The following is a 14,726-nucleotide window of genomic DNA, read 5'->3' as shown; positions in this document are numbered from 1 at the left end:
CGGTTTTTTGCACTGACTGCGAACTTACTCGTCGAGGAAGGAACGCAGATGGTCGCTGCGCGTCGGATGACGCAGCTTGCGCAGTGCCTTGGCTTCGATCTGACGAATCCGCTCACGGGTGACATCGAACTGCTTACCGACTTCCTCGAGAGTGTGGTCGGTATTCATGTCGATGCCGAAACGCATGCGCAGCACCTTGGCTTCGCGCGCGGTCAGGCCGGACAGCACTTCACGCGTGGCTTCGCGCAGGCCTGTGACGGTGGCCGAGTCGATCGGCATTTCCATGGTGTTGTCTTCGATAAAGTCGCCCAGTGAGCTGTCTTCATCGTCGCCAATCGGTGTTTCCAGAGAGATCGGCTCTTTGGAAATTTTCAGCACCTTGCGGATCTTGTCTTCCGGCATTTCCATGCGTTCCGCCAATTCATCCGGCGTCGGCTCGCGACCCATTTCCTGCAACATCTGGCGGGAAATGCGGTTCAGCTTATTGATGGTCTCGATCATGTGCACCGGAATACGGATGGTGCGCGCCTGGTCCGCAATGGAGCGGGTAATGGCCTGGCGAATCCACCAGGTGGCGTAGGTCGAGAACTTGTAGCCGCGACGGTATTCGAACTTGTCGACGGCTTTCATCAGGCCGATGTTGCCTTCCTGGATCAGGTCGAGGAACTGCAAACCGCGGTTGGTGTACTTCTTGGCGATGGAAATCACCAGACGCAGGTTGGCTTCCACCATTTCTTTCTTGGCCCGGCGCGCACGCGCTTCGCCAATGGAAATACGACGGTGGATGTCCTTGATTTCAGCCAGGGTGATGCCGCTCTGCTTTTGGACATTGCGCAGCTTGCGCTGAGCACGACGCAGTTCGACTTCGTATTTGAAAGCTTCTTCGGCGAAACGGCTGTCTTCGAGCAGGTTGTTGAGCCACTGTTCGTCGGTTTCGTTGCCCACGAAGGTAGTGACAAACTCTTTGCGCGGCATCTTCAATTGACGCACACAGATTTGCAGCAGCTTACGTTCCTGAACGCGAATGGTGTCGACCACGTCTTTGATCTTATCCAGCGATTCATCGAACTGACGCGGCGCCAGTTTGAAGCAGGAGAAGGTCATGCCCATGGCGCTCAGCGCGTCGTTGGCTTCCTGGCTGTAGCGGCCATGCTTGTCGATCGCCTTGGTGGCGTCTTTCAGCTGTTCCGCCAGCAGGGTGAAACGCTCACGCGCCAGTTCCGGATCCGGACCGCCTTCGTTTTCGTCGTCATCACTGTCGGAATCGTCGTCGTCATCGTTGTCATCGTCGCTGCTGTCATCTTTGACGTCAGCTGGAGCGATGGCGTCCGGTGAGTCGGCCGCCGGTTCCGGGTCGGAATCGTCCGGGTCCTGGAAGGAGGTGAGGAAGTCGGACAGACGGCCACCTTCTTCGGTCTGGCTGTCTTCGTAGGTCTGCAGAATGTCTTCGATGACACCCGGATAGAAAGCCATGGCCTGCATGACTTCACGGGTGCCTTCTTCGATGCGCTTGGCGATGACAATTTCGCCCTCGCGCGTCAGCAGTTCAACGGTGCCCATTTCACGCATGTACATGCGCACCGGGTCGGTGGTGCGACCGGTGTCGGTTTCCACCGCAGCCAGAGCGGCAGCGGCTTCTTCGGTGGCGTCATCGTCGTCGGTACTGCTTTCATCGTTCATCAGCAGTTGTTCGGCGTCGGGCGCCGATTCAAATACACTGATGCCGATGTCATTGATCATGGCAATGATGTCTTCCACCTGGTCCGGGGAATTAATTTCCTCCGGCAGGTGATCGTTGACTTCCGCGTAAGTCAGGTAGCCCTGTTCCTTACCGCGGGCGATAAGTTCTTTGAGGCGTGACTGTTGCTGAGATTTTTCAGCCATAGAAACCCTGTCAGTTCAGTAGTGGATCAGGCGGGCGCAAAACAGCCCTACATTTTACCGTAATTCAGGGTGTTAGCCAATTTTTGACCAACACTTTCAGGGTCGAGAACGGCCAGGCCCGGTAGCAGCCAAGTCGTTTCGGTGATGAGGCCTGTCAGTCCGCCCTGGCCGAAGTCAGTTGTGGTCGGTCTTGAGTGCTCATCACAGCTTGCGTTGCTTTTGCAGCTCTAGGAAGCGCTGCTTCTCAGCCTTCGTCAGTGAAGGATCCAGATTGTTGATGCGCTGTTTCAGCGCCTCATACTCCGCGTGCGGAGCCCTCTTTTTAAGGGCGACCAGCAGTTTTTCAAGTTCTGTCCTTGCCAACGCGTTGGCATCGGTATTCTCACCTTCCAGCACTCGATGCTCCAGCCAGAGGTAATCCGACGCGGCAATGGGCGCCAATGTCTCGCGCAATCCATGCTGACAAAGATAGTCAAAGGCATGGTAGAGATCGTTGCCGGGCGCTTCTTGCAAAAGCCCGACCACTTGCGTCAGCAAACTTTTGCCTTCCTGTTCCGGCAGCGTTTCCAGCGCTGCGAGGTCCAGCTCGTGGGCCATTTCCGGGTGCCGGATCAGCCAGGCCAGGCAACGGTGTACCAGCGAAAAACGCACACCCATGCCACTTCGCAGGGCCTGAGCGGGCGATCCTGCTTCGTGGTAGGGCGGCGCTTCGTCGTAAGCCGCATACTCATCCGGCGGCGGCCCGTCATAAGCCGGTGCCGGCTCGGGTTCGGCGGTGGCCGGTTTGATCGGTTTGTAGCTGCTGAGGATCTGCTCAACGGGTAAGCCGACCAGGTTCGACAATTGTTGCAGCAGTAACTGATGCAGCACGCCTTCGGGTACCTGATCGATCCAGCCACGGGCGATGCTCGCCAACCGCGCTTTGCCGTCCAATGTTGAGGTATCGGCCTGAGACTGCAGATGTTGAAACAGAAAATCCGGCAGGCTTTGTGCCTGGCGGGCGCGATGCATAAAGCCATCGTAGCCTTCTTTGCGCACCAGACTGTCCGGGTCTTCGCCGTCGGGCAGGAACAGGAAACGCGCCTGTTGGCCGTCGCGAATCTCCGGCAGTGTGTTTTCCAGCGCGCGCAGCGCAGCGCGTCGACCGGCGGCGTCGCCATCGAAACAGAAAACAATTTCCGGTGTCAGTTTAAATAACCGCGATACGTGTGTTTGGCTGGTCGCCGTACCCAGCGTCGCCACGGCGTTCTTCACGCCAAACTGCGCCAGCGCCACCACGTCCATATAGCCTTCGACGATGATGATGTTGTCGAAATTGCGCAGCGCCTGGCGCGCTTCATAAAGGCCGTAGAGTTCCTGGCCTTTATGGAAAATCGGCGTTTCCGGGCTGTTCAGGTATTTGGGTTTGCCATCGGGTGACAACACCCGGCCACCGAAGGCGATGGTACGGCCGCGCAAATCGCGGATCGGAAACATCAGTCGTTCGCGGAAGCGGTCGTATTCGCGACCATTATCGTTGCGAATGGTCATGCCGGTGGCCAGCAACTGGCTGCGGTTTTCGTCGTTGTCGCCAAAATGCTGAATCAGGTTCTGCCAGCCCGCGGGCGCGAAACCGATCTGGTACCGCTGCACCACCTCTTCGCTGAGGCCGCGGTTGAGAACGTATTGCTGCACGTCGTTGGCTTTGGGGTGGTGATAGAGCTGATGCGCGAAGTAGTCGCCGCAGCTGCTCATTAAGTCGTAGAGGCTGCGCTGGCGTTTTTGCCGCTCACGTTGTTGCGGTGTTTGCTCTTCGCGCGGGACGTCGACACCGGCCAGACGCGCCAGTTCTTCCACGGCTTCGGGAAAGGGCAGGCGTTCGTATTCCTGCAGGAATCTCAGTGCCGTGCCGGAAGCGCCGCAGCCGAAGCAGTAGTAGAACTGTTTAACGGGATTGACCGAGAACGAAGGCGATTTTTCGTTGTGGAACGGGCAGCACGCCCAGTGATCCTTGCCTTTGCGTTTGAGCGGTACGCGCTGACCGATGACTTCGACGATGTCGGTGCGTTCGAGCAGATCGTCAATAAAGTCGTTGGGAATCAGGCCGGCCATGCGTTCCTCAGTTACTTCTCAGTATTTTCCAGTCGCTTTCTTAGTCACTTTTTAAGTCACTACAGCGTTCTTGAATGGGCACTCAACCGAGTGATGGGTCGGTGGGTGCTGGCTTCGGGGCATCTGCAGCATGGATGCTGCAGTTGAGTCTACAGGGATGTATTTACGACGTCCCCGAAGGTTGCGCGCATCGGCTCATCACGAACCCGATGCAATGCGCTCAAATCGACGGCTTAGCATACCGCAAGCTCAAGGGCTTACCAGTGAGTAGATTTAGAGAATTTAAGGGATGTGGCTAAGCGGAGAAACACTCAACCCAGGCGGGCTTTGATGGTCTTGCTGACCGCGCCCATGTCGGCTCGGCCTTGCAACTGGGGTTTCAACACACCCATGACCTTGCCCATATCCTGCATGCCGCTGGCGCCGGTCTGGCTGATGGCCTGATCGACCAGGGCGTTGATTTCGTCTTCACTAAGTGCCGCAGGCAGAAAAGTGGCAATCACCTCCATTTCTTCCCGCTCAACTGCGGCCAGATCGTCTCGATTCGCAGCTTCAAACTGCGCGATGGAATCGCGACGCTGCTTATTCATTTTGTCCAGGACGGCCAACACTCGGGCGTCGTCCAGCTCGATTCGTTCGTCAACCTCGATGCGTTTGAGCTCAGCAAGGATCAGTCGAATAGTACCCAAGCGTGCCTTATCTTTGGCACGCATGGCGTCTTTCATGGCTTCGGTGATCGTTTGCTTGAGCTCAGACATCGTCGGTTAACCCACTAGAAACCGGCTTTTAAAAGGTATTGATCAGTAGAGACGGACCAGACGTTTTTGCTCACGCTGCAATTTCTTGGCGTGACGCTTAACGGCGGCAGCGGCTTTGCGCTGACGAACCCAGGTGGGCTTCTCATAGTGTTCGCGACGACGAACTTCAGACAGCACACCGGCTTTTTCGCAAGAACGCTTGAAACGACGCAGTGCTACGTCGAACGGCTCGTTTTCTCTGACTTTTACGCTTGGCATTCAATCAACCTTTGTTTGTGGGTTTGGCCTCAAACCGGGAAATACGGGCATTTCACAGCCCCCCGAATTTGAGGCGCGCAATTTTACGTCGACCACTGCCGGGTGTAAAGCCTGGGTTCCTTTATCATCGGTGCTTCATTACACTGCGCAGCCTGTTCCGACCGGAACCATGACCTCTAACTAATGATCCCTGAGTCACTGACTGTGGAGCCCCGATGCGCGTTCTCGGTATCGAAACTTCCTGCGATGAAACCGGTGTTGCCCTCTACGATTCGCAACGCGGGCTCTTGTCTCATGCGCTGTTCAGCCAGGTGGCCATGCACGCCGAGTTCGGCGGTGTGGTGCCGGAGTTGGCCTCGCGCGATCACATTCGCAAGCTGGTACCGCTGATTCGACAGGCGTTCAAAGACGCCGATCTGCCCTTTGGCGAGGTCGATGCGGTGGCCTATACCGCCGGTCCCGGTCTGGTCGGCGCGCTGATGGTGGGGGCTTCGTTGGCGCGTTCGCTGGCCTGGACCTGGGACGTGCCCGCACTGGGTGTGCACCATATGGAAGGCCATCTGCTGGCGCCAATGCTTGAAGACAATCCGCCGCCTTTTCCGTTCGTTGCTTTATTAGTCAGTGGCGGTCATACCCAGCTGGTCGATGTGCGCGGTGTGGGTGAATACCAGCTACTCGGCGAAAGCCTTGACGACGCCGCCGGTGAAGCCTTCGATAAAACCGCCAAGATGATGGGGTTGCCCTATCCCGGTGGTCCGCTGCTGTCGAAACTCGCCGACAGCGGCACACCGGGCGTGTTTGAATTTCCCCGCCCGATGGTTGATCGGCCCGGCATGGATTTCAGTTTCTCCGGTTTAAAAACGGCGGTGCGCCTGACGGTAGCCGAGCATGCCGTCGACGAAAGCGTGCCTGAAAACGTCATGGCCGATATTGCCTGTGGCTTTCAGGAGGCGGTGGTCGATACGCTGGTCATTAAATGTCGGCGTGCGTTAAAAGCCACCGGGCATCGTGCGCTGGTGATCGCCGGTGGTGTCAGCGCCAATCGCCGGTTGCGGGAAAAGTTGCAGGCCATGGCCGATGATCAACGCTCGAAGTTGTACTACCCGCGTCTGGAATTCTGCACCGATAACGGCGCCATGATCGCTTACGCCGGGGCCCAGCGATTGCTGGCTGGCCAGCAGTCGGATTTGTCGATCGATATTAAAGCGCGCTGGCCGCTCGATAGCCTGGACCCAATAAAGGCAGCTTTGTGATGACCGACCGTGTGTTTCTCGAAGGGTTAAAGGTTGAAACGCTGATCGGTGTTTACGATTGGGAACGCGAGATTCGCCAGAACCTGTGGCTGGATTTGTCGCTGGCTTACGACTGCGCACCGGCCGCTGTCGATGACGACATTCATAAGGCACTCGATTACGACGCCCTGTCGCGTCACATTCGCAGCTGGGCGGCCGAGCAAGCGTTCGAATTGATCGAAACCTTCGGCGAGCGGCTGTGTCAGGAGATTCATCGTTTTGCCGGTATTACCGACATTGAATTACGCATTAATAAAGCTGGCGCTGTGGCTGATTGCCAGGCCGTCGGCATCCGCATAAGGCGAACCTTCCCTTGATGGATAAAGCTGTGAGCAATGCTGCTGGTGTCGATGTGGCGCTGAGTCTGGGCAGCAACATCGATCGTTACCGCCACATCACGGGTGCGCTGGATGCGTTGGCCGATGCCTTTGGCGATCTGGTGTGTTCGCCGGTGTATGAAAGTGAATCGGTCGGTTTTGATGGCAGTCCGTTCTTGAATTCGGTGGTGCTGATCCGTACTGATCGGGCGCTGGTTGACATTGTACGTCTGCTCAAGCGCATCGAGGACGATCATGGCCGGAATCGCAGCGGTCCGAAATTCAGCCCGCGAACGCTGGACATCGACGTCCTGACTTACGGTGAGGTGGTGGGTGAGCGCGATGGCATCGAACTGCCGCGCGCTGAGACTGCCGAGAATGCCTTTGTGCTCAAACCCATGGCGGATATTTTGCCCGACGCGCGTTTGCCCGGCAGCGAGAAAAGCTACGCGGAACTCTGGGCAGACTACCCCAAAGATCGCCAGAAACTCTGGCCGGTCCCATTTCAATGGCGCGATCAGGCGCTGTAAGTTCTCTTCTTTTTTAGCTTATCCAAAGAACCGTTCACCGGCGGCAACGTCACGTCGCACCACGGTGTTGGCGGCGATGATGACGTCATCGCCAATGCTGACGCCGGGTAAAACCTTGGCGCCGCCGCCAATCCAAACCCGGTTGCCGATGCGTATGGATCGGGCGAAACAGTCGCCGCTTGATCGTGCCGCTGCGTCTCTGGGGTGGTCGATGGTGTAGAGGTGAACGCCGGGGCCGAGCAGCACGTCATCACCGATCACAATGTCGGCGGCGTCGAGTAAGACGCAGTGGAAATTGATGTAGCAATTCCGGCCCAAATGAATCTGGCTGCCATAATCACACTGGAAGCCCGGCTCGATGACAACCTGATCGTGAGCGGCAAACAGTCGAGTGATGTGACGCAGATTGCCCTTGCTCGGATGCGCATTAAACCGCGCGCACGCCAGGCGGGCGGTTTCGCGGCGCTGGCGCAGGTCGGCGTCTTTGGCATTAAAAGGCAGGCCCTGCCGCATGCGGTCGAATTCAGTCATGACGTTGCCCGGTGCGTTGTAATCTTTCTGTCAAGATGACAACTCGCCCAGGGCAGCAGCGATCAGTGGCCATACATTGTCCAAAACCTGGGGCTGAGCTGCGGCGGTTGGATGCAAACCATCGTCCTGCATTAAAGCATCGGTCAGTGCCACGCCTTCGAGCAGGAAGGGCAGATAGCGCAGCTCGAACTGGTCCGCCAGTTCAGCGTATTGCTGGAAAAACGGTTCGGTGTAACGGGTGCCGAAATTGGGTGGCAACTGAATCCCCAACAGAATGACCTCAGCGCCGGCGCGCTGACTCAGTTCAATCATACGGCTGAGATTGGTGGTGATGCGCGGTACCGGATAGCCGCGCAGGCCATCGTTGGCGCCGAGTTCGAGCAACACTAAATCCGGTTGGTGTTGTTCCAGCAAGGCAGGCAGACGATCGAGTCCGCCGCGAGAAGTTTCACCGCTGATGCTGGCATTGATGACCTGATGTGAGGCGCCTTGTTCGTCGAGCCGCTGCGCCAGCAAATTGACCCAGCCATCTTGTGGGTCGATGCCATAGCCGGCACTGAGGCTGTCGCCCATCACCAGAAGGGTGGCGGCGCGGGTTGGCAGAATGGCAAGAATCAAGACTGTGGCCAGCAGGCTGCGGACAATCCATTTGCTCTGTAGAGAAGTGACGCTCATGACAACGGAATCCAACGCGATGATCGAGACCCGGCAGCTTAAACAGGAAGTGCCCAGTCGGGAAGGGCGCTTAGTCATCCTTAAAGGCATCGACATGCGCATCGAACGCGGTGAATCGGTCGCCATTGTCGGTGCCTCCGGTTCGGGCAAATCGACGCTGCTGGGCATGCTGGCGGGTTTGGACCGGCCGTCGAGTGGCGAAGTCTGGTTGGGCGGTCGCGAGATCACCGCTTTGGATGAAGAGCAACGCGCGCTGTTGCGTGGCGAGTTGGTGGGTTTTGTGTTCCAGAATTTTCAGCTGTTGCCGTCTTTGACCGCGCTGGAAAATGTCATGCTGCCGTTAGAAGTGAAAGGTGCGAGCGATGCAGAAAAGCGCGCGAGAGAGTGGTTGCAGCGCGTCGGTCTCGACGGTCGCGAAACGCATTATCCGTTGCAACTGTCGGGTGGTGAGCAGCAACGCGTTGCCGTTGCTCGCGCCTTTGCCAGCGACGCGCCGATCCTCTTTGCCGACGAACCGACCGGCAACCTCGATACCCGCACCGGCGAAACCATTGCTGATCTGTTGTTCGATTTAAACCGCGCCAGTGAAACCACGCTCGTCTTGGTAACACACGACCCCAAACTGGCCGCCCGATGCTCGCGACAACTGGAAATGAAAGCCGGTGAACTGACGGACGTTACAGAGGGGCAGCCAGCGTGAATTTGTCGTTAAAACTGCTGTGGCGCGATTGGCGCGGCGGCGAACTCAATGTGCTGATTGCAGCCTTATTGGTGGCGGTGACCACGGTGACCAGCATCGGTTTGTTCACCGACCGCATCCGCAATTCCATCCTCGATGAAGCCGGCAGTTTGCTCGCGGCCGATGCGCAGATTCGCGCGGGTTCGCGTCAGACCATTGATGACGACGTGCGTGAACTGGCTCAGGCGGCCGGTCTGCAAACCGCCGATATGGTGACCTTTCAGGCCATGGCCTTTGGTGCCGACGGCAACTTGCAACTGGGTTCGGTCAAGGCCGTCTCCAGCGCCTATCCGCTTAAAGGCGAAGTGCTGTTGGCAGACACGCCCTTTGGCGTTGGCGAACCGGTCACCCAAGGTCCGGTGTCGGGCGAAGCCTGGCTGACCTCGCGCTTGTTTCCGGCGCTCGGTATCGAGGTCGGTGACACCATCGGTCTGGGCAATGCGGATCTCACCGTCACCGCGGCTTTGATCAGCGAACCCGACAGCGCCGGTTCCTTTTTTGGCGTCGGTCCACGGGTGTTGATTAATGCCGCCGACATTGACGCCACCGGTGCCGTGCAACCGGGCAGCCGCGTGCGTTACCGCTTATTGCTCGGCGGCGATGTCGCCCAGTTCCGTGATCAGTTTGAGCAACAGTTCAGCGACGCCGATGATCGCTCCTATCGCTGGGTTGAACCCAGTGAATCCAACGACGGCATCACCTCGGCGCTGGAGCGCGCCGAAAGCTTTTTAATGCTCGCCGGGTCACTCGGCGTGATGTTGGCAGGCGTTGCCTTGGCGCTGGCCTCGCGACGCTACGCCGACCGTCAGTTGGGGCACGTTGCACTGTTGAAAACCTTAGGCCTGACGCCGCGCCGCATCGCCGGGCTGTATGCCGGTAACTTAATGGTGCTGGGTGTGTTGGTGGTGTTTGCCGGTTTGGCGCTGGGCTGGTTTTTGCACTGGGGATTTCTGGAGTTAGCGGGCGATTTGCTGCCACGTGAATTAGAGCCAGCGGGCATCCGGCCATTGCTGATCGGCTTCTTAACCGGCCTGATTTGTTTGCTGGCGTTCGCGTTTCCGCCGGTCTGGGTGTTGCGCCAAACGCCGCCGGCCCGCGTGCTGCGGTCGGAACTCGAAGGCGGCACTCTGGGTCGCCGTATAACACTGGCGTTAGGCGCAACCGCCGTGGTCGCCCTGGTGTGGCTGTACAGCGGTGATCTGTGGCTGACGGCCGCCTTGCTTGGTGGCGGTTTGATCGCCGTGCTGGGAGTGTCGGTACTGGCCGTTATGTTGATTGCCGTGGTGCGCCGATACGGCAGCCGTCTGGGCACGACCTGGCGCTTGGGGTTGGCCAGTTTGCAGCGTCACAGTCGTCAGAATGCGTTTCAGATCATGGTGTTTTCCATCGCATTGATGCTGCTGTTTGTGCTCACGCTGTTGCGCTCATCCTTGATTGGCGAATGGCAAAATCAATTGCCCGAAGGCGCGCCGAATCATTTCGCGTTTAATCTGTTCGAAGATGAGCGATCGGGTTTTGAGGCCGTGCTCGATCGTGCTGATGTCGATCGCGAACCCTTCTATCCGATGATTCGCGGCCGACTGACTGCCGTTGACGGCGAAACCATGGACGATCGGTTGGCGCGACTGCAAACCGATGACGACGATTTCCGCCGCGAACTGAACCTTACCTGGAGCGACACGCTGGCCGACGACAACGACATTGTCGCCGGTGACTGGTGGCAGGGCGAAAGCGATGGCCAAACGCGGGTGTCGGTTGAAGAAGATTTTGCGCAAGAACTCGACATTGAGGTGGGCGATGAACTGAGCTTCGACATTGGTGGTCAGTCGGTGACGGCGGAAGTTACCAGTCTGCGCTCGGTGCAATGGGATTCAATGGCGCCGAATTTCTTCATCATCTTCAATGGCCCGATTCTCGATGGCGCAGGTGCCGCCTACCTGACCAGTTTTTACCTTTCGCCCGAACAGAAACCCATGCTGGCGGATTTGATGCGCCAGTATCCGACCGTCACGCTGATCGAAGTGGACGCCATCATCAGCCAGATTCAATCCATCGTCGGCCAGGTTACCGTGGCCGTGGAGTTTATTCTGGCGCTGGTGTTATTGGCCGGTTTTATTGTTCTGCTCGCCAGCGTTCAGGCAACGCTCGATGTACGCTTAATGGAAAGCGCCATCCTGCGAACGCTGGGCGCGAAAGCGGCGCTGGTTCGCGGCGGTTTATGGATTGAGTTTGCCGCCTTGGGCGCTCTGGCTGGGTTGCTCGGTGCGCTCGGCGCTGAAGCCGCGCTGGCGTATTTCCAGGTGGAAATGCTGAATCTGGAATGGACGCCGCATTACCGGCTTTGGCTGGCCGGCCCAGTCATCGGCGCGCTGGTGATTGGCGCTATTGGTGTGGTATCCACGCGTCGCGTCATCAAGGCGCCGCCCATGGTGGTGCTGAAGTCGGTCTGAAACGGCAAATTGGACCGGTGCTTGAAGGCGCCGGTTCAAACCCCCATCCTGTATGGCGCAACCAGCTGATCGATTGACTCAGGCAAAGAGGGTGATAGCTAATTGCTATAGCCTTTATAGCGGTCCATGTCATGAGTTGTCATGACAAACACCGTATTCTAACGCTGCATCAATCCTCGGTGATGCCCCAATTTTTAACCCTAAACACACCTTTATTGGATACGACAGGAGTCTCGTATGAGCGTATTGCTTGGACGTAAAGCCCCCGAATTTGTAGCCCCTGCGGTACTGGGCGATGGCCAGATTGTTGATGAATTTAACTTCGCTGAAACCATCAAGGGCAAATACGCCCTGGTGTTTTTCTATCCGCTGGACTTCACCTTTGTTTGCCCGTCTGAGCTGATCGCTCTGGACAAGCGTGTCGACAAACTGAAAGAACTGGGTGTCGAAGTGATCTCCGTTTCTGTTGACTCACACTTCACTCATAACGCCTGGCGCAACACGCCGATCAACGAAGGTGGCATCGGCAAAGTGAAATACACCATGGTTGGCGACATGAACCATGACATCTCCAAAGCCTATGGCGTTGAGTCTATTGGTGGCGACAGCTACTACCCGGCCGGCGTTGCCTTCCGCGCCTCTTTCGTGATCGACAAGCAAGGCGTTGTTCGCGCTCAGCACATGAACGACGAGCCGATCGGCCGTAACATCGACGAACTGGTCCGCGTTGTTGAAGCGCTGCAATTCTTCGAAGAAAACGGCCATGTCTGCCCGGCAGGCTGGAACAAAGGCGACGCGGGTATGGTTAATACGCCGGACGGTGTTGCTGAATATCTGGGTAGCAACTCAGACAAGCTGTAATCGACGAAGCGTTTTAAAAAGCCCGGCTCTTGCCGGGTTTTTTTTGTTTATCCCAATTGTCTGTGCCGTTAAATAAGGTGTTATTCAGCGAATATTTCCTACCTTTGCTTCGCTGCAACGATGGTCATTGTCGATAGCTACCTTTAGTATCCAGCCCGACCCCAGTGCCAAACTGAATGAATTTCCGGCGAAGGAGTGAAGGGTTTGTTGTGGTATTTCTTGAGTAAATTGAATCGTAACGATGGCCGTGCGCCCCTTCATCACGCATTGATTGCGTTATGTGCCACACCCGTCCTTTCCTGGGCAGCGCAACCTCCCAGCCAGGAAACGCTGGATCGCAGCGAGCAAGAATCACTCGAACAGTTTCGTCGGTTTGAAGGTTGGCAGGATGAACTGAACGAACGCTTCTTAAACGAACCCGATATTTTTCTCGATACCCCGCAAATCCCTTTAGCCGAAGAACCCGAAGAGGACGCCGGTCCCTGCTTTCCAATTACCGAAGTGCGACTGGTGTCGGATGAATATGACCGTTTTCAGTGGTTGGAAAAAAATCTGAATGACGCTTTGCCGCCGGATAACTGCATCGGCGCTGACGGTATCAACCGAATGATGACCGAAGCCCAGAATGAAGTCATCGGAGCGGGGTTTGTGACCAGCCGGGTGGTTGCCGAAGCCCAGGATATGAATTCCGGGGTGTTAAGCCTGACGTTATTGCCCGGTTACGTTGAAGACGTTCGTTTTGTCGACGGAGTACCAAGGCGCGCAACCTATTGGAATGCACTAACCATGCGCCCCGGCGATTTGTTAAACCTGCGTCATATTGAACAGGCGCTGGAGAATTTTAAACGCGTGCCGTCGGTGGACGTGAACATCGACATCGAGCCGGGTGAAGAGCCCGGTTACAGCGACCTGGTGATTCAATGGAGTCAGGGCGACCCGCTGCGCGTGACCGAGACGCTGGACAACAGCGGCAGTGAATCGAACGGTATTTATCAGGCCGGTGTCACCATTAATTACGATCCGTACTGGGCATTCAACGACCTGTTCTATTTGAGCTATACCCAATCGATTGTCTTTGATCATGATGACCGCGGCTCGCAAGGCGTTAACGGTCACTACTCCATTCCGTACGGCTATTGGTTGTTGAGCTTTAACGGCGGCATCAGTGAAAACTTCCAGATGATCGACGGCGCCATTGAGGCCTATAAATACGGTGGGGTTAACTCCAATCAGAGCGTGAAACTTGAACGAACGCTCTTTCGCAATGACCGCAATAAACTCTCCGGGCACCTGAGTGTCCAGGCGCGTCAGTCGTCTAATTACATCAATGATGTCGAGATCGAAGTACAGCGTCGGCGCAGCAGCTCACTGGAAGCCGCTGTAAATCACCAGTTGTTTATGGGCCCGGCAACAGTGAGTTCCGGCCTGACATATAAGCTGGGTTTAATGGCGTTTGGTGCCATCGAAGATCCGGAAGTTGCGCGCGGCGATGGTGTGGAAAACCCGCAATGGGTAACGATGAATACCGGTTATCGCCGACCTTTTCAGTGGCTGAACCAAAACTGGAATATTGATTCACAAATAAAAGCACAAGCTAATATAACCCAACTGATACCACGCGATCAGTTTTCCATTGGCAGCGCCTATTCCGTGCGCGGGTTTAACGGTGGGTTCAGTGGCGAATCCGGGTTTTATTGGCGCAACGATCTTGCCTGGGTTGTACCGGCGTGGCCGTATTTGCCGGGTCGTGGTCATCAACTGACGTTAGGCCTCGATGCCGGAACCATCTTTGCTGAAGAGCAGTATTTAGCCGGCAGCAGCTTGGCCCTGAAAGGTCAGTTGTGGGGCCTGTCGTACGAAAACAGCCTCAGCTTTCCATTGCTCTCGCCGGAATCATTAGAGACCGAAGGTGCGATAGTTCGCTTTCAAATATCAAAGTCTTTTTGAGGGCGCCGGCTTTTTGGCGCTCGAAAATTCAGGCGCTAATAATGGTCAAAAAAATAACGTTTTGATGTGCGGCTTTTAGTTTTTTGACGAAAAAAGGGCGCACATCTGTCCGCTATGTTGACACCCTATTTTTAATTCCCTATATCCCTTTTTTGTGACCGCCTTCACCCTATCCCCCTGGCTGTGAACCCGGTCCGTGACCCTGACTGTTCTGGTGTTCATAGAGAGGGAACTCCCCAATGAATAAGCGTTGCTTTCGCGTAATTTTTAATGCCGCGCGCGGCCAATTGATGGTGGCCGGTGAGCTGGCCGGTTCCGGTGATCGTGCTGCTAACGGGGCATCGGTACCGCGGTTGCAATCGTCCCCCTTACGGTTATTCGGTCTGCTGACCC

At 56.6% G+C, this 14,726-nt stretch carries 13 protein-coding genes and 1 pseudogene; 8 read left to right on the top strand and 6 right to left on the bottom strand.

All coding sequences use genetic code 11. From position 1 onward, the window contains the following. Positions 1–24: 24 nt before the first annotated feature. The 4 genes from rpoD to rpsU all read right to left on the bottom strand — a co-directional run bounded on the left by rpoD (position 25) and on the right by rpsU (position 4,991). The gene (gene rpoD / locus BGP77_RS01970) at positions 25–1,884 is read right to left on the bottom strand and encodes an RNA polymerase sigma factor RpoD (protein WP_108163064.1); all 1,860 of its coding nucleotides are present in this window, start codon (positions 1,882–1,884) and stop codon (positions 25–27) included. Positions 1,885–2,085: 201 nt separating this feature from the next. After that, on the bottom strand, positions 2,086–3,975 hold the full coding sequence (dnaG, locus tag BGP77_RS01965) for a DNA primase (RefSeq protein ID WP_108163063.1): 1,890 nt from the start codon (positions 3,973–3,975) through the stop codon (positions 2,086–2,088). Between the two features lie 311 nt (positions 3,976–4,286). After that, positions 4,287–4,733 carry a GatB/YqeY domain-containing protein gene (locus BGP77_RS01960; protein WP_108163062.1) on the bottom strand — a complete coding sequence of 149 codons (447 nt, stop codon included), beginning with the start codon at positions 4,731–4,733 and terminating at the stop codon, positions 4,287–4,289. A gap of 42 nt (positions 4,734–4,775) precedes the next feature. Next, positions 4,776–4,991, bottom strand: coding sequence for a 30S ribosomal protein S21 (gene rpsU, locus BGP77_RS01955; protein ID WP_108126214.1), 216 nt, complete (start codon positions 4,989–4,991; stop codon positions 4,776–4,778). A gap of 215 nt (positions 4,992–5,206) precedes the next feature. Between rpsU and tsaD the strand changes: the two genes are divergently transcribed. Genes tsaD through folK form a run of 3 tightly spaced genes read left to right on the top strand, consistent with a single transcriptional unit; the run spans position 5,207 to position 7,130 of the window. Further along, on the top strand, positions 5,207–6,244 hold the full coding sequence (gene tsaD, locus BGP77_RS01950; RefSeq protein ID WP_108163061.1) for a tRNA (adenosine(37)-N6)-threonylcarbamoyltransferase complex transferase subunit TsaD: 1,038 nt from the start codon (positions 5,207–5,209) through the stop codon (positions 6,242–6,244). Next, on the top strand, positions 6,244–6,600 hold the full coding sequence (gene folB / locus BGP77_RS01945) for a dihydroneopterin aldolase (RefSeq protein WP_108163060.1): 357 nt from the start codon (positions 6,244–6,246) through the stop codon (positions 6,598–6,600). The genes tsaD and folB overlap by 1 nt, the downstream gene beginning before the upstream one ends. Before the next feature lie 11 nt (positions 6,601–6,611). Next, a complete protein-coding gene (gene folK / locus BGP77_RS01940; RefSeq protein WP_233252274.1) occupies positions 6,612–7,130 on the top strand; it encodes a 2-amino-4-hydroxy-6-hydroxymethyldihydropteridine diphosphokinase in 519 nt (172 codons plus the stop codon). 18 nt (positions 7,131–7,148) lie between these two features. Here folK and BGP77_RS01935 read toward each other — a convergent pair whose 3' ends face one another. Further along, positions 7,149–7,661 (bottom strand): sugar O-acetyltransferase, encoded by a 513-nt coding sequence (locus BGP77_RS01935; RefSeq protein ID WP_108163058.1) that lies wholly within the window; start codon positions 7,659–7,661, stop codon positions 7,149–7,151. 30 nt (positions 7,662–7,691) lie between these two features. Further along, a complete protein-coding gene (locus tag BGP77_RS01930) occupies positions 7,692–8,336 on the bottom strand; it encodes an arylesterase (RefSeq protein WP_108163057.1) in 645 nt (214 codons plus the stop codon). On the opposite strand from BGP77_RS01930, the gene BGP77_RS01925 reads away from it, so the two are divergent. The 5 genes and pseudogenes from BGP77_RS01925 to BGP77_RS18340 form a co-directional block, all read left to right on the top strand. Then, complete coding sequence (locus BGP77_RS01925; RefSeq protein WP_199224168.1) at positions 8,335–9,036, top strand: ABC transporter ATP-binding protein; 702 nt, start codon at positions 8,335–8,337, stop codon at positions 9,034–9,036. The genes BGP77_RS01930 and BGP77_RS01925 overlap by 2 nt on opposite strands. Beyond that, entirely contained in the window at positions 9,033–11,525 is a 2,493-nt protein-coding gene (locus BGP77_RS01920) for an ABC transporter permease (RefSeq protein WP_108163055.1), read from the top strand. Before BGP77_RS01925 ends, BGP77_RS01920 begins: the two co-directional genes overlap by 4 nt. A gap of 237 nt (positions 11,526–11,762) precedes the next feature. Continuing rightward, positions 11,763–12,386, top strand: a complete 624-nt coding sequence (locus BGP77_RS01915) for a peroxiredoxin (RefSeq protein ID WP_108163054.1) — start codon at positions 11,763–11,765, stop codon at positions 12,384–12,386. Positions 12,387–12,590: 204 nt separating this feature from the next. Then, the gene (locus tag BGP77_RS01910) at positions 12,591–14,333 is read left to right on the top strand and encodes a ShlB/FhaC/HecB family hemolysin secretion/activation protein (RefSeq protein WP_146171162.1); all 1,743 of its coding nucleotides are present in this window, start codon (positions 12,591–12,593) and stop codon (positions 14,331–14,333) included. A 239-nt stretch (positions 14,334–14,572) separates the two neighbouring features. Next, positions 14,573–14,707: pseudogene (locus tag BGP77_RS18340) on the top strand (ESPR-type extended signal peptide-containing protein); the annotation flags it as partial. Positions 14,708–14,726 lie beyond the last annotated feature (19 nt).

The sequence above is a fragment of the Saccharospirillum sp. MSK14-1 genome (assembly GCF_003054965.1).
GTDB lineage: Bacteria > Pseudomonadota > Gammaproteobacteria > Pseudomonadales > Natronospirillaceae > Saccharospirillum.
This window is presented reverse-complemented; position numbering and strand designations above follow the sequence as displayed.